The following is a 26,251-nucleotide window of genomic DNA, read 5'->3' as shown; positions in this document are numbered from 1 at the left end:
CGCACGGCGGCGCACCTGACGTCAGGGTTATTTCGCCGCGTTTAGCGTCGGCATTGAGGGGATGTCGCGTGTGCTGTTACAGGTTTTATCTTTCGGACAATACTTATCCAGCAGCTTCAGCGTTACGCCGTTGGTCCAGCCAAAACCGTCCTGCAGCGGATACTCGCCGCCACCACCACCGCCCAGCTGGGCGCCGTCGACCACATACTTCTCAACCAGCTTGTGCTCGCGATCGTAAGTATGCTGCACATTTTGCAGGAAGCGCTGACCAATCTGCTGCGCCAGCTGGTTCTGCTTATAGTGCTCCAGACCTTCGACCGCTACCCACTGCAGCGGGGCCCAGCCGTTAGGCGCATCCCACTGCTGGCCGTTGTTTACCGTCGTGGTGACCAGCCCGCCCGGTTTCAGCAGCTGTTTTTCCACGGCGGCGGCGGTACGTTCAGCCTGTTTGTCGCCCGCCAGCTGCATATACAGCGGGAACAGCGTGGCGGCGGTGAGCTGATTGTGCACCTGCTTTTTCTGGAAATCGTAGTCGGCATACCAGCCCTGTTTGTCATCCCACAGGTAACGATTGATCGCCGCCTGGCGCTTCTCTGCATCCGCCGCAAACTGCTGCGCTTTATCATTCTGTTTTGCCAGCTTCGCGGCTTTCGCCAGCGTCTGCTCCAGGTGGAACAGCAGGCTGTTGAGGTCCACCGGGGCCAGCTGGGTGGTGCGAATCGAGGCCAGATTGTGCGCATCGGTGAACCAGCGTGAGCTGAAGTCCCAGCCCGAGGCGGCGCCCGCGCGCAGATCGCGATACACCTGTTGTTTATTGCGCTCAGGCGCTTTTTTCGCGGTGTTGACATCGTCCAGCCAGGATTCGGTGCGCGGCACGTCACGGTCATCCCAGTAGCGATTGAGCAGGGTGCCGTCGCTCAGCTTCACCACGCGCTTGCTCGCCTGGCCGGCAGCCACCTTATCGCTGTCCGCCATCCAGTAGTCATACTCTTTTTGCAGCTGCGGCAGATACTGGCGGTAAACGTCGTCTCCCTTGTGGCTGGCCAGCAAATCCACCATCAGGCTGAAGAACGGCGGCTGCGAGCGGCTGAGATAGTAGCTGCGGTTGCCGTTAGGGATGTGGCCGTACTTGTCCAGCTCGCTGGCGAAGTTGTCCACCATATCCTGCACCCGATCCCAGTGGCCGCTCTCTGCCAGCCCGAGCATGGTGAAGTAGCTGTCCCAGTAATAGACTTCGCGGAAACGCCCGCCTGGCACCACGTACGGTTTCGGCAGTGGCAGCAGCGAATCGTACTGGCTGGCCGTTGGCGTGCTGCGCGTCAGCACCGGCCACAGACCATTGATGTGCGCGCGCAGGCTCTGGCCGGCGGGCGGCACGTATTTATCCTGCGCTTTGGGCAGGGTGAAGTTGGTATCCACGAAACGCCTGAGATCGAAATTACGCTGATTTTTCTGCATCTGCCAGTCGGCGAGAATCGACGCCGGGTCATATTTGGGGACCGCATCGGCAAAGGTTTTCTGGTCCGGATAAAATCTGGCCTGCTGCACGGCACTGAATAGTGGGCCGAGTCGCACATCCGGCGGCTGCGGCTGGGCGCTGAGCATGCGGCTGTTATCCTCAGCGTGCACAGCAGACGCGCTCAGCAGCGCCGCGCTGAGCAATAGGGTAAGACGCGCAGGCGTAAACACTACATTTTTTATCATCGGTTTTTCTCCTTGTCCGAAAAGGTGGTGCGCTAACGCATTGACCACCCGAACAACTTTAGACGTTAACGCGCCGCTTAGCCTTTTGCAGCGGCGGAAATGTGAAGCCTTCGCGATTAATCGCCGGAAAATTGCGGTGCCGCGCGGGTTTTTACTTGCCCTGCGCCGCTATTTGACTGAGGCTGAAAGAAAAAAAGGAGAGCAGTATGGAGATCATCTGGTATCACCCGTCACTGAATCCGCAGCCGTGGCTGGACGGCATGCGCCAGCGACTGCCGGAAGTGCGCATCCGCCAGTGGCAGCCGGGCGACAGTGCGCCTGCCGACTACGCCATTGTGCGATCGCCGCCGGTGGAGATGCTGGCGGGACGGGCGTTGCGTGGCGTATTCGCCATGGGGGCCGGCGTGGACGAAATTTTGCGGCAGCTGCGCACGCACCCTGAGATGCTGGCTGACGCGGTGCCGCTCTACCGGCTGGAAGACACCGGCATGGCACGCCAGATGCAGGAGTATGCGAACTGGTGCGTGCTGGGCTGGTTCCGCCGCTTCGCCGACTATCACCAGCAGCAGCGACAGGCGCTGTGGCAGCCGCTGCCGGACCGTGAACGTGCTACTTTTACCATTGGCGTGCTGGGGGCAGGCGTGCTTGGCCGCAGCGTGCTGGAGAGCCTGCGCCAGTGGGGCTTTCCGCTGCGCTGCTGGAGCCGCTCGCCGAAGCAGATAGCGGGGGTCACCACCTTTCATGGCCGCGACCAGCTGGCGGATTTTCTCGCTGACAGTCAGGTATTAATTGATTTGCTGCCCGCCACGCCGGAAACCAGCAACCTGATCGATGGCGCCTTTCTCAGCGCGCTACCGCGCGGCGCCTGTTTCCTCAACCTCGCGCGCGGTGCGCACGTGGTGGAGGCCGATCTGCTGGCGGCGCTGGAGAGCGGTCAACTGGCCGCCGCCGCGCTGGACGTATTCCAGGTGGAACCGCTGCCGGCCGCGAGTCCGCTGTGGTCTCATCCGCGTGTCATGATTACCCCGCATAATGCCGCCACCACCTTGCCGCATGAGGCGATGGACTATATCGCCGGTGCCATCACGGCACTGGAGCAGGGCCAACAGCCGCGCGGTCTGGTCGATCGCCAGCGTGGCTATTAATTCAGCAGAGGAGAAGAGGATGTATCCCGTCGATTTACATATGCACACCGTGGCCAGCACCCATGCTTACAGCACGCTGCACGATTACGTCGCGCAGGCGAAACAGAACGGCCTGAAGCTGTTCGCCATTACCGATCACGGTCCGGACATGGCCGATGCGCCGCACTACTGGCATTTTGTGAATATGCGCATCTGGCCGCGCGTGATTGACGGCGTCGGCGTGCTGCGCGGCATTGAAGCCAACATCAAAAATCAGCAGGGTGAGATTGATTGCAGCGGGCCGATGCTGGATGCGCTGGATTTGATTGTCGCCGGCTTCCATGAGCCGGTCTATGCGCCGCGCGACAAGGCCCACCACACCGAAGCGATGATCGCCACCATGGCCAGCGGACTGGTGCACATCATCAGTCATCCGGGCAACCCGAAATTAAAAAGTGAACACTAAATGAAAAGTAAGCTGTTTTCATACATACGTTGGTCAAGTGCCGTGCAGGGGAAGAACGGCGGGACGACTGAAGAACGCCAGTTAGAGGGTGCAAGAAGGTATGCTCTTAAACATGGCTATGAACTGGTCACTATGATCGACGCTGGCGTTTCTGCGTTCCGTGGAAGAAATGCAGCACGAGCGTCTAACAGTACTTCCAAAGTAGGTGAGTTAGGTAAGTTCATAGATGCCGTAGAAGAAGGGCTGATACCAAGAGATTCAGTACTCTATGTAGAGAGCCAGGATCGCATATCAAGAAGCGACATAATTACTGCAAACAAACTGTTCCTTCAGTTGCTTGATTTAGGGATAACCATAGTTACAGGTATAGATGAAAGAAGTTATTCAAAGGAATCGGTAAACACGAATCCCTTCGACCTGATGTACTCGATAATGTTGTTCAGTAGGGCCAACGAAGAGTCTAATACTAAAAAAAATAGGGTGGAGGATAATGCTTTAGAAAGGATTAAAAGATTCAAATCTGGACTGCCTACAACAATCAAAAGTGTTGGTTCTCATCCATTCTGGATAGATGCAAGTACTGCATATGATGAACAAGTACGCAAACATCCTCAGTACTGGCAGGTAGCACAGTACGCTATGGAACTATTCTTAGAAGGGGCTTCTGCCTTTAAGGTTTGCAAAGAACTTAACACACGATTCCCTGAAGGCTGGAAAGGTAAAATGTGGTCAGTACCAAATGTGCGAAAGTTACGTACTAATCCGGCTGTTTATGGATTACGTATCTTAAGCGTAAAAGGTATTGAATATAAGCTTGAAGGTTATTATCCGGCGTTGGTTACAGAAGCAGAGTTTGCACGGTTACAGGACATTCAGCAAAACAACAAGTACATAACTACAGGCGAGAAAAATCAGATAAATTTGATGGCGGGTCTTCGCCTTTTCAGATGTGGTCATTGTGGCTCTACAATGATGGCAATGAGGCATAAAGATACAATTAGATACCTCTGTGAAAAAGGTAGGGCTGCTGGCAACTTAAAAAGTAAAGATGATAAACTTAAGAAATTAAAAGGTTGTCGTACTTGGTCATTAAGTGGTGAGTTAGTCGAGCATACCTTAATGTATGCTGTCACATACGCTTTCATCTATAAGAATAAAGATAATAAAGAAAAAGTAGATTATGAAACCCAAATAAATGAAACCAATGATAAGATTGTTTCTGTGACGGCAAGGATTACTAACCTGACTGAGTTGATAAGTGCTGGCTTAGGAAATGTAGCTGAAGTTGTTGAAAGCATCAAAAAGTTAAATGAAGAAAGACAAGTACTAAACTTGCATCTTGATAAACTACAGCAAAATAACCTTCTTCAAGAGAGTAGCCACTTTGAAGAACTTATGATGAACTACTTTGAAACTATTCAATGGCCGATTATCGAAACGGTTGACCATCCTGAAAGGGTTAAGATTAGAGAAATCGTTAGAAGTACTATAGATAAAGCCGTAGTTTGGAAAGCAGATAAGAAGATAACGATTTATTACGTTACTAAAGACGGTACAGATTTCACGTTTGAAGCAGGGGATGAAAAGGATGAATGGCGTTTTTATTTTGGTGTGCCAGATTTGGTTAAGCGGTCAGATGGTTTTGAGCAAGCCAAACAAGCATTAGAAATGAACAACGAACTATTTGATAAGATACTTGCACTCAAAAATCAAGAAGCTGAAGCAGCAGGTCATGCTCTCAAAACTGTTGTTAAAGCACTACAGGTAGTTGGTTATCCAGCAATAGACGGTAAGTTATTCTGGCCTCGCAAATAACAAAAAAACCCAGTACCTTACAGTACTGGGTTTTTTATTTTCTTTTATTTTAAAGATTAGCCTTTCCCTCTTCTTTAAGTACATCCAATAAAGAGTACCAACGCTCACCAAACTCATACGGCTTAATGCCAAAAACTTGCTTGATGCGACGATCTGTCCATCCTTTACGCATGATCAGATTTTGATGTTGAATCATGTCGTCATCAATGTTGATGTACATGTAAGCCTTCTCTTGCTGTAAAAGACTCAGAAAGTACACGATGTTGTTGAACTTGATATTCAGATCAAAGTCCTTGTTGAACTTAGAACCTTCATATAGACCATATGTACCAAACACCTCATCTTCGTCGAAGTAATCAGATACTACAACTGAATCTTCTTCATTAATAGAAAACTGGTACGTACCAACATCGCTATCTTTATCGCATAAGTATAATTTCGATTGGTTTTCATCATCAGTATTTAATACGCAAACGGAAGTGCTCATATAGCCAACCATATTCTTTTTAATGTATCCTTCAACTTTTGGGTATACGGAGGCCATAACTGTAGCGTTAGAAGATGTATTCATCGTAATTACCTTTTTAATCAAATATTATTAGAGTTAATGCTGTGTTAAAACATTTTGTGTTAATTTTACTAAGGATGATTTAAGATTCCAGAATCTATTAAATTCTATACACTTCTTAGCATTAATTACTCTTGGCTTTTTTGATTCTCTTCCACTCTTTTTCAACAACTTTCTTTATCACTTTTTGATTATCAGCAGTCATGCTGATTCTAACCATCATTTTTTTCATTTCATCATAGTTGATTCTAAATGAATCCTCATCCAATTTTATTAATACTGTTTGGAGCGGTGTAAGTTTCCCAACAGGAACAATCTTGTTGAATAGGCACTGTACTAACAAAGTATTGTCGGTCATTTCATTTTTCCAAATGTTAAATTTTGCTGTGATTGCTGCTGTGAGAAAATAATAGGTGATTAAAGCTAAAAAAAATAACGATTAATTCTAAACAGAACCAAAAAAATTTACAGAAAGCTGTTTGCTATAACCCTCTGTTTTTAATGTCTTTTGTCCTAAAAATTACTGAAAATAGAAAAGATATATCAATGGCGGTATTTCACCAGTAATCAAGACTGAAGTATTAGTACTAAGTACTTGAGGATATAACATTAAGTTCCAGTACTTCACAATCATAGTACTGGCTTCTTATTAATCTAATTTTGTTTCACGTCCTGCTTCAACATCGCAAATAATGATATTAATCCATTGCTCTAAAGCTTCAATGATTTCAGAGGTTAATTCTGTATCCATAAGTGCGTACTGCAATTGATCAATCTTCCCTAATTGCCATGCACGATGTGCAGCCTCTGGAGTACTGAACAACCCTAAGTGGGTTTGCTTACCATTAATTTTACAATGTGCTTGGTATGGGTTTTTACTACTTTTCGAAATGCTAACACCTAATGGAAGTACTACAGAATTATCAGCATTACCACGACTGTTTGACTTTTTACCACGTAAGATATTATTGATATGTGCAGGGACGAACATACAAGTGTCAGCACTATAAAGGTTAGAGTAGGGTACTTTTAAATCCTTATCTAAATGCCAATTTGGTTTGTAGCCTTGCATGAAATTAGCAATGTATAATTCGCGGTTGTTGATCCATGCAGTATCAATAGCGATGTGCTGATAGTTCTTGTTAGCTTTACAGCGAAGTACCATAGAGTTATATGCACGTACTGCTTTATCACGAAGGGTGAGTTTTCTTTTCATATGAAATCCTTTTCATAGTTAGGTTTTATCTTGTGTAGTATTTATGGCCAATCATCCATGAAGTGCCATAAATAGAGTTATTTTTTGTTGTTTAGTTTAGTTAGGAACTTTTCGAATTGTACATTGATGTAATTAGAAAGTTCTTCATTGAGATTTATTCTTTTAATAAAGTCTTCAACTTTTTCTGGTTGAATATTTATACCCATTTTTTCATTTTTCTTCATTAGTCGTTTAAATTGTGTTTTGTATGCATTCCACGCTAATTGTTGTTCCTCAGTTAATTTAGGTATAGGGCCAGGTTTTGTGGCTTTTTTATGAGTTATATTCAAATCGATATATGTAGGATTATTTGATATAAAACGTGCTTGATCCTCGCTAACAACATATACAACCATTTTTTCAGTACTATCTCTACGACGAATACCGCCACGACAAATAAATTGGAAAAGTACTGAATATTCCCTTTCTGTTTTGATTTGATTACTTGTAAATCCGAATAACTTTTTATAGGTATTAATTTCAGGAGTTGTGCCGTTCATGCAGCTAAACCATGCACAAGTATTCATATGCTGGAGAGTATTAATACCACGTAAATTTGGTGAGTACTTTTCACCAACATCAAGAGTAATATTTGTATTTTCCGTATAATAAAGCTTGCTTTCATTACTATTGATATACGCTACCATATTATTAAGTAGATTCTTGCCTTCTACATCTTCTGTATATCCCTTTGTTAAACCAAACTTCAAGCTTGTACTTGGGACAAAATAACGTACATCCAAGCGGTTTGTATCAATGTTAGCTTTACCAGTAAAGTTTACTTTTACAAAATAACTCTGATTGTACTGGTACAATAAACTTGAATCGAAATCATTTGCCATATAACAAATATCTAAACTGCAATAGTCTGAAAGGTCATGCCATCCAACTAATGTAATAAATCTCTTTTGATCTTCTTTGGGAGGGTTATTAGCATAATCATTGTTTACAGCTAATTTGTTAAAGCCACGCATCAATGATTTAAGCTTAGTTATGATATGTACTACTTCATCACTCATTTCAGGTGTAGCTTCATTAAGTACTACATTATCAAAGTGTGCATTATGTACGGATATAAATTGGAAAACTGTCTCATTGAAGATAGTACTCCAATTGTCGTAATCGTTTAGTGCAATGCCAGTAAAGTAATTCTTTGAAAATTCAATGCAATCGTCCATCCATGTTTTATGTTTTTTCAATTCACTTGGAGCTAACAAATAAAACATGCGTTCAGTGATTAGTAATACACGTACTGAATCATCACGCAAGGCAGTACGAATATCTTGAATGAGATTTTCGTTTTTGCTATCTGTATTGAGTAGTTTGACGTGTTCACCAATAAGAGATAAAGCTTCATTGGTTTCTTCTTGAAGTTTCATTGTTGGCTGCACAATCAGATGTTTGACATCTTTATATGTTTTAATAACTTCACTAATCATGTAGTGAGTTTTACCAGTGCCAGGTTGAGTACTAATATAGTTTATCATTAGATATTCCTTTATCTGTTAATGTATGAAGTATTTATCGCAGGCGAACAAAAACCCTCAATAATGAGAGTTTTTCTTCATATTTTATTTGTTTTTTTTCATTGATTCTTCAATGAGGCTTTGAACTGCTGCTGACATAGATCTAAAGCCGTAGCTATCGGTTAATTTTTCGAGGTGTTCCCGCTGTTCAGTAGTAATACGGCAGGCAATTCGTTCAATTTTGTTCTCTTCTGTAATTGAGTTCCTGTTCATGTTTGACTCCTTTGTTTAATATTAGTATAGGACATAAATTTTTTTTGTTTCAGGATTATTTGTAGTATTTATGGTTGTCCTGATTAAAAGGCATTGAAATGAATTCAATTCGGGTTGAGATTTGATTGCATACAGGGAATGTCGAATTTGCAGACATGTGTTGATTGTGTCGAATAATTCCTTAATAAAAATTATATAAGGATCTTTTCGACATAAAATTAAAAACGAGTACATTTCTTGTTGTACGAGCGACAGCGAGAACAACGAGAGATGTAAGAGAAGAGGGATGTAATCCCTCTTTGAATGTTAAAACCTATATAGGTAGATTGACGTAGGTGTTTCCCTGACAGGAAACCCCAACGGCTTTTGTTAGTACATCTCGCTGACGCTCACTGTACTAACAACGCATTTTTTTTGATCTGTACTTGATAGGTACTGAATTGCTCTCGCTTTTCATATGTACAACTCAAAGACTTCTACTCAATGGACAACTACTCAAAAAAGGAATTCAAATGAGAGAATTAGATATTACCCTCAGTAATGGGGTGTTTACATATGAGAGCAAAACAGAACGTATTACAATGGATCATGGACTCACTTATGTGGTTTGCAATGCAGTTTATGGAGACATCTACATTGTGAAGTACTCAAAAAGGGAACAGGAACCAGATGTATTAAATACAAACATACTTGAACTGCCTATTGATGATGACACTGATTGGAGGGATTACGCATTCAATATTAGCACAATAAATGGAATTGATACTGATTGGTTGAGAATTATTGTAAGGGATCTCTTTCGCTTCATTGACTACATCAACACATACATAAAAGTACTCCCAAGAAAGTACTGAGGAATCGCCTATGGCTTCTTACAAAGCAATGATTTTAATAGTACTGCTTTCTGTCTTTTCTGGATGGAAAGCAAATACGTACTACACAGGTTATGAAATGAACCTCGAAAAAAACGTTACTGCATCTATCAAAAAAGAGATCAGTGATATGCAGTACCAACAAGCAGAACAACTAACAGCAAAACTCAATGAGTTAAAAGATCAGGATTTTAAGGTACTCAGGGACTCACAGACGATCATTGAACGGCCTATCTATTCACAGCAATGCATTGAGCAAGAGGGCATAGAGCTATTGAAGCGGTACAAGGAGGCGAGCAATGCACTACGTGACAAGAAGCCTTAAGGCTGCTCTCATCGGCGTTGCTCTACTACTGACTGCCTGTAGTACTCCAGTACAAGTAGCCCCTGTAATCGAACAACAATCACTTCTACAGCCATGTAGTAATGACACGCCAATACCTACAGATACTTCCGGTAAAGCCCTCATGCAAGCCCTGATTGAGTACCAAGGCATCTATAGCGAATGTGCAACAAGGAACGATGCACTGATAAAGACCATAAAAGGACTTAGACAATATGACAAAAAAGTATGATTCGAAATTCGAACAACAAATAGATAAGCAGTTTCCGCAATTAGAATACCATCCTGAAAATACTATCCAATACACAATACCTTCCCGTTACGAGCCAGATTTCAAGTTCTGCACTGATACTAAAACTTACCTCATTGAATCTAAGGGCAGATTCCGTACCAGTACTGAGGCAGCCAAATACAAACATGTACGTGAAGTACTTCCCGCTGATCACGAAATAGTATTTTTATTCATGAAAGCTAATACCCCTATGCCTAATGCAAAAAAGCGTAAGGACGGTACTAAGCAGACTCAGGAAGAATGGGCTACTAAGAACGGCTTCCGTTTCTTTTACACGCAAAACCTAAAAGAATTGATAAATACTCCGTGATATTAAATTAACTAACGGAGTTTATAAAAATGGATGAATACGAGTACGAAGATGATTTTGAAGATACATATTACCTTCCAGATAGCAATGATGAATTAACAGGTGAATTGAAATGGACTGATGAAGCTGTTCATAACTACAACTTCTACGGGGATTACAATTAATATGGAAGAATTACAAAGGGAACTTGAAAGAAAGTTACTGATGCAAGGCTATGAGAAAGACCTGCTTCAAGCTTCAGGTAGTTACGAAAGGGCAGCGAAAGGAAACGGTTCAGTACTGGACTTACCAAGAGGGAAGCAATTCTTCCTTGAAACATTCAGTACTGTACAAACCTTTCTGTATGAATCCATCGAAAGCGAATTGAAGAAAGCCCGTAAATCAAAATTCTATACAGCTCTTATTGAAAAGCAGTCTTTGATGTACCAGAAGGATGTGACAAACGCAGCGAAGTACTCTTTGTTTGTTCCTCGTTATGAAAACCCAATTACTTTGCTGGCGTACTTCATAACAAAAGAACTAACTAAGTTGATGGTAAGAGAGAATATTGTACTAACTGTTTTTTGCAGAAAGATCGCCAACTATTATATGCAAAGCTACAACTTCTTTGGCGAAGCTCCAGATGATGCTCTTGCTGGCGTAATCCAACTGGTAAGAATTTACGTTGCAACCGATTACTGTAAGTACTTCGAAACTCAAAACTTATCAGACGGGATAATTATCAAGATTAAACCAGAGTTCAGTACTCTACAGATCAGCAAAGAAGAACTACTGAATACTATTGAAGAAAGCCATGCCGCGTACAAACCTATGCTTGTTCCGCCGCTACCTCATAGCAACCTACTCGATCACGATGGCGGTTATCTGGAAATTAAATCTCCAGTACTCAAAAATCCTGAGTGGGCTGAAGTAAGACAGTACAAGTTCACAAGTGACAACGAAGGCAAGATGTTCTTCGATACCATCAATAAAATGCAGAGTACTGAATGGGCTGTTAATACTGAGTTCCTTTATTGGATGAAGCAATGCAAACATCCATCAGTAATGAAGTACTTTAATAACAACATCAAGAAGATGCAGATCGAACTAAACAAGCAGGTTAAAGAGATTAATGCCCAGGTTGCAAAACTCCAGAAGAAAGCGAAAACCAGTAACTATCTCAGTACTCAAACGAAAGATGAGGATGTGAAGACGCAACACATTAGTGATGCACTTAACGCTAATGATGAAATCGACAAACTGAGCGAAGAACTGGTGAACGCTACCAGTACAGTAGGTAAAGCACGGGGATGGGAACAGACGTTAACGGATGTTGAGTTCTTCAGCCAGTACGAGAAGTTTTATCACCCTGTGTTCTGTGATAACCGTGGCCGTGTCTATACCTACAATACGTCTCTGTCATTCCAGGGTAACTCACTCGCTAAGGCACTGGTACGAAGTTTCAGTACTGATAGGCTTACCGATAGCGGCGTATACCAGCTTCAGGTACTGCTTGGTGGGATGATTGAGGGATTCAGTAAGAAGAGTACCAACGCACGGTACAACCGCGTACAGGAGCTACATGAGGCATTCACAAAGTGTATCGAACACAGTGATTACAGTGTGATTGATCTGCTTGATGAAGATGAAGTACTACAGGCACTGAACATCATGTACACGCTCTATATGCACAACAAAGACAGTACTTACCAAACCGGCATACTCGCCTACATCGACGCTACCAGTTCTGCAATCCAGATACAGGCGTTAGTACAGAAATGTTCTAAGGCAGCGGGGCTAACGAATCTGTTACCTAACAGTACTGATGAACTGCCTGATGCATACAAAGCCGTAGCTGATACCTGCAAAGCTATGTGTACTGAAATCGCCGCTCAAAGCGATGAAGAGATAAATACAATGCTAAAAGCGTATTACCAAATACACGAACCAGAAAAGCTAAATTACATGGGGAACTAAGGATAGTTCCCCATTCATAACTAAGGACGGGGTACATGGATATTAATCACCTGCAATTAAAATTGATCGAATCTTGCCGTAATAAAAAACTATCAGTAGAACAGACATTGAGTACTTTAATCGCTCAACGTGACTTGTGCATTAAAATGACTGAACATGCCGATGAAGTATTTGCACGTAAAACATTTAAGAAATCAGTGATGGTCATTACTAACTATGGCGGCACTCAAAGAACATCAAGACAAGACGTAATAAGCCAGCTTAAAACATTTGATGATGGCTTTATCTACTCACTTACTCCTTCTGAAATAACCATGATGACCAATATGATATTCTGGTCAATGGAAGAAGGTGTACCAAGTGCTATGAAATTTCTTGGGTACTTTCGTAAATTGCTGGCGTTTGTACTAAAGAATAAAGATGTAATTGAGTTCGTGAATCCGCTTAATAACTTCCCCGTAGTACTAAGAGTTTATGAAGAACAATCGATCTCTCTAAGCTACAAGGTACACGGGAAGACGCTAACCAGCCGTATCAACAAGAAGACCAGTACTACCAACAAACGCAAGACTACCAGTAGTTCAGTACCATCCATCATACACAGTGCCGATGCTGCACTACTGCACCTTATCAAACACGGTATGTTAGAAGCAGATATGGCCTACATTCACGACTCCGTAGGCGTACATCCCAACAACATTGAAAATACTAAGACTGCCGTAACCAACTCACTACTGGCTGTGGCAAAAAATGAGTACTTCGAAAACCTCAAAGATCAGTTACTGGATGGCATACCGCCAGAAGCAGTACCAGATGAGCTAAAGCAAGTACCTACTGAAGATACATGGGATACCTGGGAAGAAGACCTTAAAACGGCATATAACGCTTATATGTAATTAAAGCCGCCTACTTAATGGATTAGATGAAAAGGAGAACTCACATGGACACATCAATCATTAAGCAGCGGTTTATCAATTTGAAATTATCGACTGATATTACCGTTCCCAAAGAGAGTACTGTGAACGTGTTTTCAGTACTTTCATTAACAGATACTCAAACTCTGGTTATTCAGAATAAATCAGGTGTCACAGTACTTATCAGTGATGATCTCACCAAAGGATCAATTAAAGTACTCGATGAAATAAAAATTACATGCACCAGTTTAGTTCTGCACAATTTAACTCACAGGGATGCAGTATTGAACATTACAATTACAGGATAATAATATGGATAAGGAATATCTAAACGCACTGAGTACTAAAGATGAAGTACTTGATTATGCCAACACATTAGGCATCACAACATTAGTAAAAACTCGCTCACTCAAGAACCTCAAATCAGATCTACAAATCAAGTTTCATCAATCGCTTGCTGATGTAGTTGATGCTGTTAACAGTGTTAGTACTAAACCAATCGAAGGTGAGAATGTAGTATTAGTAATCAAGAACTATGAAGTCATTCAGGTAGTACCTGTCTCTGCACTGGAACAGTACTGTAAAACTATCAATATTCCATATGCCGCCGCAGAATCAATTATCGGTAAAACCTGGTTAAACGTGCATGGGTATTCCTTCAAAGAAGGGTACTAATCATGGCTGAAGAAAATAAAAAGAAACGTACTACCTATGTACAGGACAGAAGCAAAGCACGGAAAGCACGACTCTCACCAAAACTCAATGAAGATACATTACAGATGCAAGCTCGCTATGAGCAGGAAGGATACAAGAATATTGCAGAAATATTATTCCTTATTGCTAATGATGCTTATGAAGACCTTGCAATTACTTTAAAGACGCATGACTTACATAGCGAAGAGTACGAGCGTTCATTTCAGCGTGCTTTAAAAGCAGCGAATAACGCCGCACCATACTTTGCCAAAGCAATACGTTCAAACGTAGAAATTAATAACACTATTGAACCTAACAATGTTGAGGACGCAATTAAAAAATTATTAGATAAAAAATAAAGGGGCGTTAAATGGATTTAACCCTATTGGATCACATTCAAGATATATCAGCATATGTCAGTACTCTCACCAATGAAGAAAAAGTTTCAGTACTGAACTATCTACAAGCCTGTAAGGATTACAGGGAATACAACAAGCTTGAGTTCTTTGAACCTGACCAGTGGCAGGTAGACGCGATCACGTTAGGTAGTACTGAAGATTTCAGGATGGTATGTGCCGGAAACCGCCTCGGGAAGACATACTTTGGTACTTATGAAACTGTCATACATGCTACAGGCCGATACCCTGAAGGATGGACAGGACACCGCTATACCAAACCAATAAACGTACTTGTAATGGGCTGGGACTGGAGCCAGATCAACCGGCCTAAATGTACTGCTGAATGCATACTTGGTACTTCTGATTCACGCGGCAGCGGCTGGATACCAAGACAAGATATAGTAAAGCTTATCCCTAAGACGGGGCTTCAGAACACTGTCAGTACTGTATACGTGAAGCATTATGATGCAGCAGGTGTATGTGACGGTGAAAGCCGCATCACCTTTGATGTGTACAGTGCTGGCGTTGGTACTCTCATGGGAATGGAAATCGACTTTGCGTTACTTGATGAACAAGTACCAGAAGACATTTTCAGCCAGGTTAAGAAGCGTACCTGGACTTCACGCGGTCGAGTACTTTACGTAGCAACGCCAGAGAAAGGACTTGATGAAGTAATCAAACAGTTCTGGGAAGAAGACGGTACTCACCACAGCGGTTTAGTACACGTAACGCTATGGGACAGCAACAGGTTCACCGATGAAGAAAAGGTGAAGATGAATGAGCAGATCGAACCGTGGGCCAGACAGTTCAGTATTGAGGGTATCCCAAGTGCCGGTAGTGGTGCTGTGTTCGCCGGTATCTTAAAGGAAAGCCTACTTGATAATACATTCGAGATCGGTAAGCACTGGAAACGCATGGCCGCAGCAGACTTAGGCTACAGCGATGACATGGTATTCAGTTTCATTGCTTACAATCCCGATGACGGTACTTACTACCTCTATGACGAGAAGTCATACACAAAGACAGATGCAATAATTTGTGCAGCCGGTGTAAGGCCAATGCAGCAGGGATATATACCCATGATCTTACCTACAGATGCAAAGTCTGAAAGGGGATTAGGAGCTACATACCAATCTATCTTTGAAGGTGCAGGATTAATTTTAACTAAAGAATATGCACGTAACTGGTACTTTGATCCCACAGGTAAAGACCGTACTGTTAAATCAGGCATTATATTCATGCGTGAATTAATGCTGTCAGGGAAACTTAAAGTACACCCTAAATGTACTGGATTCTTAAAAGAGTTCAGCCTGTATTCATATGATGAAGACGGAAACTTTATCGACAAAGATAACCATTTCATTGATAGCTTTAGATATAACATCATGGCAATCAATAAGTTTGGCGTATCTGAATACGATCACGAAACAAGAGGTACTAATAAAGTAATCAGTACTAACGAATGGAGTAAGTACACAAACACATACGATACTTACTAACGGAGAAATAATTAAAATGGATTTTAAATATACAGACCTGACTTCAGGTCGAACACCTAATTTATCCTCGGAAAAGTTAGAAGCTTTTGAAGAAGCACTACTGAAGCAAGTACGGGCAGATGTAGAAGATTGCGAAGAGTATCTTGAAGAAAGTATTCGTCCAAAGATTACCGAAAATTGGGGGTACTATAACGGTACTTTGCCTAAGAAGCGTGAAGGCGAACCTTCGTTTGTTGACAATACTTGTACCGCAACAGTTGAACACTATGTAGCAGCATGTATGGATGCATTCAGTAGCGGTGAGTCACTTGAGGTAGTGCCTGATGGCATTACATCACCAGTAACACTGAAAGTAATCAATCAAGTACTCAATGATGTACTGGATAGCGACAACGACAGACAAACCCTTTACCGTGCGTTTTTCAAAGATGCGATGGTAAGTAGTGCCTCTGTCATGCGTCCTATCATTCGTGAAGAGAACAAGATCGAAAAGGAATTCTTCACAGAACAAACACAGGATGTGATTCAGTTCAGACAGGCTCAGCTTGAGTCTGATGATCAGTACGAATCAGTAGAGGTTATCGTTACAGACAGGAAAGACGAACAGATCAGCAATGATATGCCGGTAGAGCCAACATCTCTACTCGGGCAGATGGATGTAACAGGTATCAGTACTGTTATGGAGCAGACTCTTTATACTGGCTACTTTGTTTTAGTCTCAAAAGTAAAAGCAATCAAGATTGAAGCCGTACCTGCTGAAAACTTCATTATCAATAAAGATGCACGTGGTATTAAAGATGCTCGTATTGTTGGTCATAAAGCGATGACAACTATCAGTACTCTATTAGAAATGGGCATTGATGAAGATAAAGTACAGGAAGTTTGGGAGAAGTGTAATGATGACGATGCTGATAGTAATATTGCATCACTATCCCGTAAATCCGGTTTAGTACTGGATAATGATGATGATTCTCTTGACAACTCACAACGTGAGGTAGAGCTATATGAGTTATATATCAAATCATCCGTGGAAGAGACTGTAGGTACTGATAAGGAAATAGCAGTATCAAAACTTTATCAGGTATTTTATTGCGAAGGCGTACTTTTAGCATATCAGGAAACAGATGAAGTACCTTATTGCGGTACTTCACCAATCCCAAGACCTCATATGTTTTGGGGTGAGGGCATGGTTGACCTAACAAAGAGTATTCAGAGTGCCCGTACCGGATTACTACGCCAACAGTTCGTGTATAACGAAATGGCAAGCCGTCCACGCTTTGAGTACAACCCTGAACAGCTTCACAATGTACGAGATATTTTTAACACCAGTCCAGGTACTGGTATTGCAGTAAAAAATCCAGGCACGATCAACCCTATCCAGCTTTCTGCATTGATGGGTGATTCAGCCGGACTACTACAGATGCTCGATACCATGCGTGAATCCGGTACGGGTATGTCGTTTGTTGGTCAGGGCATGTTAGGTGAAGCTCTTGCGGCAGGCTCCAGTACTCAATCAGCCGCAATGATTTTGTCAGAAGGACAGTTAGTACAGAAGAGTGTGATCAACACACTACTCAACGGTGCGATCATTCCTCTTGTCAAAACTCTGTACAACATGTTGCGTGAAAACTTCAGTACATGGGAACTACAGGTAGATGGTGAGCGACTTACTATTAACCCCAACGAATGGCCTGAACTACGTGATGTACGTATCAAGACACCATTGGGTACTACAGCCAAACTTGAACAAAGCCAGAAGTACGGCAACCTTGCACAAGTACTGGCAACGGCTGCACCAGGTACTGAACTCGCTAAGTTAGCCAGTGCAAGTAACATCCGTGCCGCGATGGTGAAGAGTTATGAACTCATGGATATTGCAGATGCTCAGTACTACATGAACGATGACAGTACTATCCAGCAAAAAGACCAGCTCACGCAGCAGCTATCTCAGCTACAACAGCAAATGCAGCAGATGGCTCAACAGCTACAGCAGCTTTCAGATCAGAATCAGGTACTTCAAAGTACTGCGAACAACATGGCTCAGAAGCAGCTTGAACTGGATGAACGTAAGGTTGTGCTTCAGGAGCAGCAAGCTCAGGCAGACATGCAAAACATGGCACATGAGCAGATCCGCAAGCAGGATGAAACCGATGGCAAGTTGCAGAACATGGCTGATAAGCAGGCACTACTTGAGAAAGAAGAAGCTCTTAAAGAAGAAATGGCTCAGGCTGAAATTAAATCTGGAAATAATATTTTCACATCAATTTAAAGGGGGAATGGATTTCCCCTAAAATTACAGGAGTTAATAATGTCCGAAACACTAAGCGACATTTCATTAGCACCTAATAGTACTCAGGAAGTAAATCAAACTGCACCATATTTGATTCAGCCTAAAACTACTCCAGTACTAATAAGTGCTTCAAACAATACAATGCAGGGATACGAATTACAGGTAGGGGAAACCTTAGTTGTTGATCAGGACGTAACCGTATATCTCACCAATAAGACATACCGAACCGCTTCTATCGGTATCCTCAAGACTGACAGTACTAACGCACCAGTAGTACCCGCAGAGGCCGTATACCTTAGCTCTGTGGGCTTAGCGATTATCGGTAGTACAAACCCTCAAGTACCTTTCACGACGAATCCAGAAGCCTCTACCGGCTATACCGCACAGTACTCATCCACTGACAGTACCGTTGTTCAGATCAATGCAGATAGCACCTGGACGGTACTGAAAGATGGTAGTGGGGTAAGTATTGCCGTCACGTTGACTAACACCGATGGCAGTACTGTTACGGATAGCTCTGGCGTTGTTACCTCAACCTTCTCAGCTTACACAGACAGTACCAGTACTATCAAAGTTGGGGAGACTTACCAGCTAACGTACACGATCAGTCCTGCTGAAGTTGTTACTCATCCAGAACTGGTACTTGAGTTCTTCAGCAATGACCCCGCCGTTGCCTCTATCAGCAGTACTGGACTCGCTACCGGCATCACTGATGGCAATACCCGTATAGGCGTTAAAGCTAAGTTCAGGGGTGCAGAAGCAAGTGACAGTTCGTACTTCCAGGTAGATCCACAATAATTAAATAAGGAATAACAATGAAAACTACTTACCCTGATTACACTATCCCCGCTGATGGTGAAATCTCTTTGTATGCAGTATTCCCTGACTCAGTAGGAAAGGTACTGTTAGTACAAAACAAATCGACTGCAAAGATCGTTATCAGAACTACTTCAAACACTTCTCACGATGGCTTTGAACTTGTTACACCATTCTCTATTACCGTATCCAGTACTGGAGATATTTTTATCAAGAATATCAGCTACACCAGTGCTGTGATTTCTGTATCTGAAGTTGAGTAAAGTAGTCCACTAAATGGAACCCGTACTGAAATACGGGATTAATTTATGGAGTGCATGAATGAATGACAATGAAGTACTAAAAAAGTTTGAATCCTTGCGTTCAGAGTGTTTGAACAATCCAGTATTCAAAGAGATTCTTGTGCAAGTCGAAGAAGATATTTTATCAGGGATTAAAAAGTCACCTGATGATGCTGTGATTTCTCACTATGAGTATCAGGCACTACAACGTATTATTGGAAAGATCAAAGCACTTAAATTCAGTGCAGCAGAACAAGAAAATATTCTTTCCAAGCCTATAGATGAATCAGACTACTATTAAGTAATAACTGAAATAATACATCTTACAAATATAACCTTTATCACTATGCATAGTGAGGAATACTTATGTCCGAAACAACAAACGAAATTATAAGTTTCTTAGATTCTGAATCGCCAGCAGACTCCCCAGCGGAACAATCTCATGATGTGGAAAAAGAGGAACTTGACACCGACGAATCAACTACCGAAGAAAGTACTCATGACGATGAAGACGATTATGAAGCAGAAGAAGAGTCAACCGCAGATAGCGAAGATGAAGAACATGAAAGCGATGATGACAGTACTGATAGTACTGAGGCCAGCAACATTGATGATCATGACTTCACACTTACTATCGACGGTGAGGAAGTTACCGTAAAGGGTAGTGAACTCAAAAGTGGGTACATGCGACAAGCGGCATTTACCAAGAAGACGCAAGAGATTGCAACTCAGCGTAAAGCACTTGAAGCAGAACTGACCAAAGCAGTTGAACGGTCTGAGGCTGTCAAGTTCAATGCAAACATCGAAATGGAACGATTAGATGGTGCATTAAAGCAATTGGGCGGTTGGGATGGGTTACGCAAACAAACTACCCCTGAACAGTACGATCAATTTCACACACGTTATATTCAAGCTAAAAAAGACGCAGAATTAGCTGATGATATTTTACGTGAAACATCAAATTCTATGCGTGAAACAAACGCAAAAACAATCGAGAACATCTTTAAAGAGATGGCGAGTACTCGTGATGGCTTCAATGCCGGTACTATTAATGAGTTAGACAAATTTCTATCAAACCGTGGATTTACAGAGGATCAAGTACTAAGCATGACCTCGCCTGAAGCATGGGACATTGTGTATGACGCAATGCAATACCAGAAGCTACAGGAGCGTACTAACAAGAACGTAAAAACTGAGAAGAAAAAAGAGATTGAGTCTAAATCACATTTGAGTGCCCCTGTTAAAAAGACAGATCAAAAAGGAAGTAAATCTCGACAAATCGAGAAAGGACTTCAAAGACAAAAACAGTTGAGGGGCAGGGAACAATCCAAAGTTACACAGGATCTGCTATCAAAATTATTATAAGAAATTAGGAGAAGTATATGGCACAACAATTAACTGCCAATCTAAAGGGACAACACAAAGCACTGTCTGATATTGTCGAGAACATCTCACCAGAATCCACCCCGTTCCTTTCGATGATCGGTAAAAGTACTATTGATAACGTACTATTTTACTGGACTGAAGAAGAACTTGCAGCCGCTGGTAGTAACAGTGCAAAAGAAGGTGCTGACGCAAAAGACCATGTTGACAATGTTCTAATCGAACACGACAACTATACGCAAATCTTTACCAAGACTGTACGCCTGTCTGGTTCTGCAATGGTTACAAGTATTGCTGGTCAAAAACAAAAGCTTGCACATCAGGTTGAACTACGTGCTAAAGAACTAAAACGTGATCAGGAATTTGCGTTTCTATCAGGCCAGGCTAAAACAGGTGAGACTGCTTCTGTAGGCCGTTTAACTGCGTCTTATCAGGCACAGGTTGATGCTGGTAACGTTATTGATCAGGCATCCGCTGTAATTACTCTTGATGTAATTGATGAACTTCTAACTCGTCTATTCGAGAATGGTGCAACGCCAGACTACATCATGTGTCACCCACGTGTACGTAATGCACTGGTTAAAGCCATTTCTCAACGTGATGGAGTACTACGTGATGTAGGTAACGGCACTGAGATCGTTAATGATGTCGTTCGTTATACATCTCCAGTAGGTGCGGTAGATATTATTAATAACCGCCTTGCAAAGTATGATGCAAGTACTGGTATTGGTGACATTTACGTATTCGATTCATCTATGTGGGAACTTGTTACTCTACGTCCATATAGCCTAAATGAACTGGCTAAAACTGGTGATAGCGAAGCACGTCAACTAATCGTTGAATGTGGCTTGAAAAACCGCTCATTCAAATCTGCTGGTCTAATCACTAACGTTAAAGTTTAATTGAATTGAGTGCTTAGTACTTAATTAACCAATCCTCAAGGGTAGGGCATAATGACAAATTTTGTCTGTGCCTTACCCTTTTTTATTTTATAAGGATATAAAATGGCTCAATACCAAAACGTATCTGACCTGTACACGGATGTACAAAAATACGTTGATACTAAGGAAGCTTATTTCATTAGTAAAATTCCAGCGTGGGTGTACTTTGCCGAAACTGAATTAGATCGCCGTTTACGTCATCCTGCTGCTGAAAAGGTGGATGTGTTCACTGTGAGTGCAGGCTATGACTATCTGACTGCACCTAAAAACCTACTGGAATTAAAATCAATCCGTAACCGTTCTAACAATCAGATTCTGTATCGTTAGTCTTATGAAAAGATCTATGACGTACAGAACTACTCTAATCAGCCAATAGCCTTTGCCTCAGTATCCAACATGTACAAGCTGGATAAAGCTGTCAGTACTGATACCGCTTTCGAAGTTGTGTATTACATTGCACCAGAAAAGCTTGATGTAAGTAATTCCAGCAACCTGTATCTGATTGCCGTACCAGACTTCCTGTTATGGGTAGCACTGGAGCAAGCATACATCTTTGACGGTCAGCCAGACCAGGCTCAGTACTGGCGTAACATGGCTGAAACTTCGTTAGCAGGACTACAGGAACAACTACTAAGGGAATCATATCAGGGAAGTACTTTAGTGACGTGGGCTAACTCAGACAACATCACGCGGTACTATTAAAAAGGAGATATTAAATGGCAGGGATTTTTGATTCTCTCGCTACAGACGATCCGCAATGGATCAGTAGCAGTGAGGAAAACGCCAAGCGTGCAGAACTGGCAGCTACCAGTGCGACTAACTCACAGTCATCAGCCGCAGCCGATGCAGATCAGGCAAAGCACTACATGGAACTGGCAGCAGGTGCTGTATCTGGTGTCGCTCTATTCAATGAGCGTCATGGGGCTGTGTACCCACAAAAGGGTGACTACACGGCAGATATGGTTGGTGCCCGTTCTGTAACATGGTCGCCAGGCTGGAATGACATTACCAGTAAACCTGATGTAGCAGTAAAGACTACGGCACAGACCATCACAGGGCTGTTCTCCTTCAACGCAACCACACCTAATGAGGGTGTTGGGCTGGCATTTGGGGCAAACGGTTCTGAGTTACGTATGAACAATCTCACAACCGATTTAGAGATCATGCACGGTAACTCTAAGGCTATATTAGGACTACAGGAGGATGGCGTAATCTTCGCAAAAACAAGTACTGGCATGAAGTACCGGTACTATACGGAAGCAAACCCGTTTCCAATTGCTTCCAACTACAAATTACAAACGTTGGCTGGTGCAGACTCGATCAAAATTGACGCAAGTACTGCATCCGTATTTCACATTACGTTAGACCGTGCCAGTACTAATCTCACCTTTGCACCATATGGCGGCGAGTCTGCATTTCGTCAGATTACATTGTTAGTACTGCAAGATGTTTTTGGTGATCGTGCCATTAATTGGCCTGCAAACGTGAAGTGGTCACAGGACAGAAAACCACAACTATCATTAGATGCAAACATAATGGATGTACTTACTCTCGCCAGCTATGACGGTGGTAATACATGGTTAGGCTTCTTTAATGGTGGATGGTTTAACATGAATTAATAAAGAGGGTTATATGATACATAGCATATGGGATAATGATAAAGATTCCTCTGGTAATGTACTGCAACTTTTAAGAGGGCACAGGTACTTTCTTGAAAGAAACACGGGTAAAACCATCGATGGTAGAAAACAGCACTATGTTTTTAATGAACAAATGGTGTTAAGTAATAACCGTCATTTTATTGCAGCAAGTATGCAAGAAGCACAACCTGGAGGAGACGCTACCACAGAAGGACAGTCATTACAGATTATTGGTCATTGCTATGCATACATGGCTACTCGGGATGAATGGCAGCTTGATATGGCTAAGAAGACTTTTCAGGCATACATAGACCACTTCTATCAGGAACCAGTACCAGACATTCCACGAATGTATATCTGTAACTGGATCATCAACGGTAAGGAACCATCACTTGCAAATTACCCTATCGATTGGGAATCACCAACACACTCTGGATTCAAACGTGTACTACTTCCCTATACAAATGGTCTAACCAAAGTACCGCATGGTTCACCTTACTTTGGTGAGTACCTCGATAAAGCTACCTTTGCCTTTGTAGGTGAACTTGCATGGGATGCTATCAACGCTTCAGTACAGGCATTGAAAGCAGATGGTAGTACTGATTGGAGTAATGACGGTCAGCAGTATGACATTGACTGAATCGCCACGGATAATCTAGACACTTTCGAGCCGTTGATAATATTTGTTTTCGTATTCAGTTGGTGGCATCTGATCGCTCGAGCCATGCCGACGCTTACTGTTATAAAACATTTCGATGTAATCAAAAATATCACTGCGGGCTTCTTCCCGTGTTCCGTAGATCTTTTCCTTAATCCGTTCGCGTTTCAGTAGCTGGAAAAAGCTTTCCGCAACCGCGTTGTCGTGACAGTTACCGCGACGACTCATGCTGCCTTCCAGACCGTGTGATTTCAGGAACGATTGCCACTCATGGCTCGTGTATTGACTGCCCTGATCAGAATGAACCAGTACCTGTTTTTGAGGATTACGCCTCCACACCGCCATTAATAATGCGTTCAGGACAATCTCTTTTGTCATGCGGGGTTGCATTGACCAGCCGACAACTTTCCGGGAGAACAGGTCAACCACCACGGCCAGATACAGCCAGCCTTCGTGAGTTCGGATGTAGGTTATGTCCGTCACCCAACGCTCATCTGGTGAGTCCGGATTGAACTGCCGCTGGAGCCTGTTCGGTACCACGATGCTGGCTTCGCCTTTACGTGCCCGTGGGCTACGGTACCCAACCTGAGCTTTTATACCGGCACGCTTCATCAGCCGCCAGACCCGGTTCACTCCGCACTGCTGCCCGCTATCCCGCAGGTCCAGATGGATCTTGCGATAACCATAGACGCAGCCAGACGCAAGCCAGAACTGTTTGATCTGCCCGGTCAGCATCTGGTCTGCCTGGTGACGCTGTGAATGTGGCTGCTGAAGCCAGACATAAAATCCACTCGGATGGACGTCCAGAACCCGACAGAGCAAACGAACAGGCCAGCAACGGCGGTTGTCGCGGATAAAGGCGTACCTCAGTCGGACAGTTTTGCGAAGTACGCCGCGGCTTTTTTTAGTATGTCTCTCTCGTCGGTAACCCGCTTCAGCTCTTTCTGGAGTCGGCGGATCTCGGCCTGAGCATCTGACTGTTCTTTATTAGTGGATGAGTCCGGGCCGTACTTCTTTATCCAGGCGTAAAGACTGTGGGTGGTGATATCGAGACGTGTTGCAACGCTGGAAACAGAATGACCGCGATCAACAACCTGTTTGACTGCTTCGATTTTAAACTCTTCGGGATAACGCTTACCGCTCATGGGCACCTCTCTTTAAGCCATCTTAAATGACTCCGAGGTGTCTGTTAAAGCCGTGGCGATTCACAAAGATATTTTAGGTGATGTTAGTGATTGGTATAACCAGGCTCAAAAAACAGGATACATTTCACCTACTGGTGATCTGTCTTCAATCTATAGCCAGTACTTACAAGGTTTAAACGGTGTAAGTTCTGATGCAACGAATACTACTAACAGTTTGCTTGGTCAGGGTAACAGTGCTGCACAGTCTGCATTATCTGGCTATCAGAATGCCGCAAATGGTGGACTTGGTTACAGTACTGGCGATATAGCAAATGCCGCATCGAGTCTCTATAACAACGATTTAGTACAAAATCAGATCGACGCTGCTAACCGTCAGATTGATAACACACTCAATGAGCAAACCTTTACCGGCATTGATCGTAATGCGGTCGCTGGCGGTAACGCTGGTTCATCTCGTGCTGGCGTGGCTCAGGCTATTGCTGCACGTGATGCTGCACAGATGAAAGCAGACAACGCGAATACCATAACCGGCAACGCATACAACAACGCGATCAATACCGCAGCTAATACTTTAAGCAATAACTCTAACATGCAGTTAGCAGGGCTTGCAGGCACTGCCAGTACTGGTAATCAGTTGTACTCGCAGGGTGGTAACTATGCGTCTTCAGTACTGAATGGTCTGTCTCCACAGCTACAGAGTTCTCAGCTATCTGCACTCATTCAACAACAACAACAGACTGATGCTACTGGTAATCGTGACTACCTGGCTAACCTCATTTCTCAGTACTACTTACCTGTATCTGGCTCTATTGCTGGCTTAGGCGGTACTACTTCTGGTTCCAGTACTCAACCTGGCGGTTCTTCACTGTTCAACTCATTACTATCTGGCGGGGCGGCTGCTTCACAAATCTATCAGGGTTTCTCTGATAAACGCCTGAAGAAAAATATCAGGAAAGTAGGTACTGAAGCTGGTCACAACGTCTATGAATGGGAATGGACTAAACGCGGGAAAGAACTTGCCGGTAATCAGCCAGCACGAGGTGTTATTGCACAGGAAGTACTTAAGAAGAAACCTGAAGCTGTCAGTACAGATCCGAATACTGGATTCCTAATCGTCGATTACAACAAACTTTAAGAAGGATACTACAC

General features: G+C 43.1%; 30 protein-coding genes and 1 pseudogene. 23 read left to right on the top strand and 8 right to left on the bottom strand.

The features are described from left to right. Positions 1–27: 27 nt before the first annotated feature. A complete protein-coding gene (gene treA / locus C1N60_RS12045) occupies positions 28–1,704 on the bottom strand; it encodes an alpha,alpha-trehalase TreA (RefSeq protein WP_394520912.1) in 1,677 nt (558 codons plus the stop codon). 206 nt (positions 1,705–1,910) lie between these two features. Here treA and ghrA point away from each other — a divergent pair, with 206 nt between their 5' ends. From ghrA to C1N60_RS12030, 3 genes and pseudogenes are all read left to right on the top strand, one after another. Beyond that, complete coding sequence (ghrA, locus tag C1N60_RS12040; RefSeq protein WP_394520911.1) at positions 1,911–2,849, top strand: glyoxylate/hydroxypyruvate reductase GhrA; 939 nt, start codon at positions 1,911–1,913, stop codon at positions 2,847–2,849. A 19-nt stretch (positions 2,850–2,868) separates the two neighbouring features. Continuing rightward, positions 2,869–3,276 (top strand): annotated as a pseudogene (locus C1N60_RS12035) (PHP domain-containing protein); the annotation flags it as partial. A gap of 18 nt (positions 3,277–3,294) precedes the next feature. Next, positions 3,295–5,109 (top strand): recombinase family protein, encoded by a 1,815-nt coding sequence (locus C1N60_RS12030; RefSeq protein ID WP_394520910.1) that lies wholly within the window; start codon positions 3,295–3,297, stop codon positions 5,107–5,109. A gap of 49 nt (positions 5,110–5,158) precedes the next feature. Here the strand turns inward: C1N60_RS12030 and C1N60_RS12025 are convergent, their stop codons facing one another. From C1N60_RS12025 to C1N60_RS12005, 5 genes are all read right to left on the bottom strand, one after another. Next, positions 5,159–5,680 carry a hypothetical protein gene (locus tag C1N60_RS12025; protein WP_394520909.1) on the bottom strand — a complete coding sequence of 174 codons (522 nt, stop codon included), beginning with the start codon at positions 5,678–5,680 and terminating at the stop codon, positions 5,159–5,161. Between the two features lie 121 nt (positions 5,681–5,801). Further along, positions 5,802–6,035, bottom strand: coding sequence for a hypothetical protein (locus C1N60_RS12020; protein ID WP_394520908.1), 234 nt, complete (start codon positions 6,033–6,035; stop codon positions 5,802–5,804). A gap of 291 nt (positions 6,036–6,326) precedes the next feature. Next, on the bottom strand, positions 6,327–6,893 hold the full coding sequence (locus tag C1N60_RS12015) for a hypothetical protein (protein ID WP_394520907.1): 567 nt from the start codon (positions 6,891–6,893) through the stop codon (positions 6,327–6,329). A 77-nt stretch (positions 6,894–6,970) separates the two neighbouring features. After that, positions 6,971–8,419: a hypothetical protein gene (locus C1N60_RS12010; RefSeq protein ID WP_394520906.1), complete on the bottom strand. Its 1,449-nt coding sequence runs from the start codon at positions 8,417–8,419 to the stop codon at positions 6,971–6,973. Between the two features lie 84 nt (positions 8,420–8,503). Then, positions 8,504–8,671 (bottom strand): hypothetical protein, encoded by a 168-nt coding sequence (locus C1N60_RS12005; protein WP_171002456.1) that lies wholly within the window; start codon positions 8,669–8,671, stop codon positions 8,504–8,506. 512 nt (positions 8,672–9,183) lie between these two features. Between C1N60_RS12005 and C1N60_RS12000 the strand changes: the two genes are divergently transcribed. The 10 genes from C1N60_RS12000 to C1N60_RS11955 all read left to right on the top strand — a co-directional run bounded on the left by C1N60_RS12000 (position 9,184) and on the right by C1N60_RS11955 (position 15,948). After that, positions 9,184–9,525, top strand: a complete 342-nt coding sequence (locus tag C1N60_RS12000; protein ID WP_394520905.1) for a hypothetical protein — start codon at positions 9,184–9,186, stop codon at positions 9,523–9,525. Between the two features lie 10 nt (positions 9,526–9,535). Then, entirely contained in the window at positions 9,536–9,868 is a 333-nt protein-coding gene (locus C1N60_RS11995; protein WP_394520904.1) for a hypothetical protein, read from the top strand. Between the two features lie 233 nt (positions 9,869–10,101). Next, on the top strand, positions 10,102–10,488 hold the full coding sequence (locus tag C1N60_RS11990) for a PDDEXK family nuclease (protein ID WP_394520903.1): 387 nt from the start codon (positions 10,102–10,104) through the stop codon (positions 10,486–10,488). Between the two features lie 29 nt (positions 10,489–10,517). Beyond that, on the top strand, positions 10,518–10,652 hold the full coding sequence (locus C1N60_RS11985; protein WP_256991968.1) for a hypothetical protein: 135 nt from the start codon (positions 10,518–10,520) through the stop codon (positions 10,650–10,652). A 1-nt stretch (position 10,653) separates the two neighbouring features. Then, positions 10,654–12,444, top strand: coding sequence for a hypothetical protein (locus C1N60_RS11980; protein ID WP_394520902.1), 1,791 nt, complete (start codon positions 10,654–10,656; stop codon positions 12,442–12,444). A gap of 35 nt (positions 12,445–12,479) precedes the next feature. After that, the gene (locus C1N60_RS11975) at positions 12,480–13,340 is read left to right on the top strand and encodes a DNA-directed RNA polymerase (protein WP_394520901.1); all 861 of its coding nucleotides are present in this window, start codon (positions 12,480–12,482) and stop codon (positions 13,338–13,340) included. A 44-nt stretch (positions 13,341–13,384) separates the two neighbouring features. Beyond that, a complete protein-coding gene (locus C1N60_RS11970) occupies positions 13,385–13,666 on the top strand; it encodes a hypothetical protein (protein WP_394520900.1) in 282 nt (93 codons plus the stop codon). A gap of 4 nt (positions 13,667–13,670) precedes the next feature. Beyond that, positions 13,671–14,033: a hypothetical protein gene (locus C1N60_RS11965; RefSeq protein ID WP_394520899.1), complete on the top strand. Its 363-nt coding sequence runs from the start codon at positions 13,671–13,673 to the stop codon at positions 14,031–14,033. 2 nt (positions 14,034–14,035) lie between these two features. Further along, entirely contained in the window at positions 14,036–14,410 is a 375-nt protein-coding gene (locus C1N60_RS11960) for a hypothetical protein (RefSeq protein WP_094620554.1), read from the top strand. Between the two features lie 11 nt (positions 14,411–14,421). Beyond that, positions 14,422–15,948 (top strand): terminase large subunit domain-containing protein, encoded by a 1,527-nt coding sequence (locus C1N60_RS11955; protein WP_394520898.1) that lies wholly within the window; start codon positions 14,422–14,424, stop codon positions 15,946–15,948. Between the two features lie 702 nt (positions 15,949–16,650). Here the strand turns inward: C1N60_RS11955 and C1N60_RS11950 are convergent. Further along, a complete protein-coding gene (locus tag C1N60_RS11950) occupies positions 16,651–16,716 on the bottom strand; it encodes a YSIRK-type signal peptide-containing protein (RefSeq protein WP_108479763.1) in 66 nt (21 codons plus the stop codon). Between the two features lie 1,540 nt (positions 16,717–18,256). Between C1N60_RS11950 and C1N60_RS11945 the strand changes: the two genes are divergently transcribed. The 9 genes from C1N60_RS11945 to C1N60_RS11905 all read left to right on the top strand — a co-directional run bounded on the left by C1N60_RS11945 (position 18,257) and on the right by C1N60_RS11905 (position 23,939). Further along, a complete protein-coding gene (locus C1N60_RS11945; RefSeq protein ID WP_094620533.1) occupies positions 18,257–19,036 on the top strand; it encodes an Ig-like domain-containing protein in 780 nt (259 codons plus the stop codon). Positions 19,037–19,053: 17 nt separating this feature from the next. Beyond that, positions 19,054–19,317: a hypothetical protein gene (locus C1N60_RS11940; protein ID WP_394520897.1), complete on the top strand. Its 264-nt coding sequence runs from the start codon at positions 19,054–19,056 to the stop codon at positions 19,315–19,317. Positions 19,318–19,375: 58 nt separating this feature from the next. Beyond that, positions 19,376–19,636 carry a hypothetical protein gene (locus tag C1N60_RS11935; protein WP_394520896.1) on the top strand — a complete coding sequence of 87 codons (261 nt, stop codon included), beginning with the start codon at positions 19,376–19,378 and terminating at the stop codon, positions 19,634–19,636. Between the two features lie 65 nt (positions 19,637–19,701). Further along, positions 19,702–20,700: a hypothetical protein gene (locus C1N60_RS11930; RefSeq protein WP_394520895.1), complete on the top strand. Its 999-nt coding sequence runs from the start codon at positions 19,702–19,704 to the stop codon at positions 20,698–20,700. Between the two features lie 17 nt (positions 20,701–20,717). Then, the gene (locus C1N60_RS11925; RefSeq protein ID WP_394520894.1) at positions 20,718–21,620 is read left to right on the top strand and encodes an SU10 major capsid protein; all 903 of its coding nucleotides are present in this window, start codon (positions 20,718–20,720) and stop codon (positions 21,618–21,620) included. A 102-nt stretch (positions 21,621–21,722) separates the two neighbouring features. Continuing rightward, complete coding sequence (locus C1N60_RS11920; RefSeq protein ID WP_394520893.1) at positions 21,723–21,986, top strand: phage adaptor protein; 264 nt, start codon at positions 21,723–21,725, stop codon at positions 21,984–21,986. A 69-nt stretch (positions 21,987–22,055) separates the two neighbouring features. Next, positions 22,056–22,361, top strand: a complete 306-nt coding sequence (locus C1N60_RS11915) for a phage adaptor protein (protein ID WP_394520892.1) — start codon at positions 22,056–22,058, stop codon at positions 22,359–22,361. Positions 22,362–22,375: 14 nt separating this feature from the next. Then, a complete protein-coding gene (locus C1N60_RS11910) occupies positions 22,376–23,278 on the top strand; it encodes a hypothetical protein (RefSeq protein ID WP_394520891.1) in 903 nt (300 codons plus the stop codon). 13 nt (positions 23,279–23,291) lie between these two features. Further along, positions 23,292–23,939, top strand: a complete 648-nt coding sequence (locus C1N60_RS11905; RefSeq protein ID WP_394520890.1) for a hypothetical protein — start codon at positions 23,292–23,294, stop codon at positions 23,937–23,939. Between the two features lie 15 nt (positions 23,940–23,954). Here C1N60_RS11905 and C1N60_RS11900 read toward each other — a convergent pair. Next, positions 23,955–25,102 (bottom strand): IS3 family transposase gene (locus C1N60_RS11900; protein ID WP_394520889.1). Its coding sequence is split into 2 segments (ribosomal slippage): positions 23,955–24,865 and positions 24,865–25,102, totalling 1,149 coding nucleotides; the frame shifts between segments, so codons are not numbered across the junction. A 37-nt stretch (positions 25,103–25,139) separates the two neighbouring features. Here C1N60_RS11900 and C1N60_RS11895 point away from each other — a divergent pair. After that, on the top strand, positions 25,140–26,237 hold the full coding sequence (locus tag C1N60_RS11895) for a tail fiber domain-containing protein (protein WP_394520888.1): 1,098 nt from the start codon (positions 25,140–25,142) through the stop codon (positions 26,235–26,237). The last annotated feature ends 14 nt before the right edge of the window (positions 26,238–26,251 follow it).

It is taken from the genome of Pantoea sp. SGAir0184 (assembly GCF_043544755.1).
This window is presented reverse-complemented; position numbering and strand designations above follow the sequence as displayed.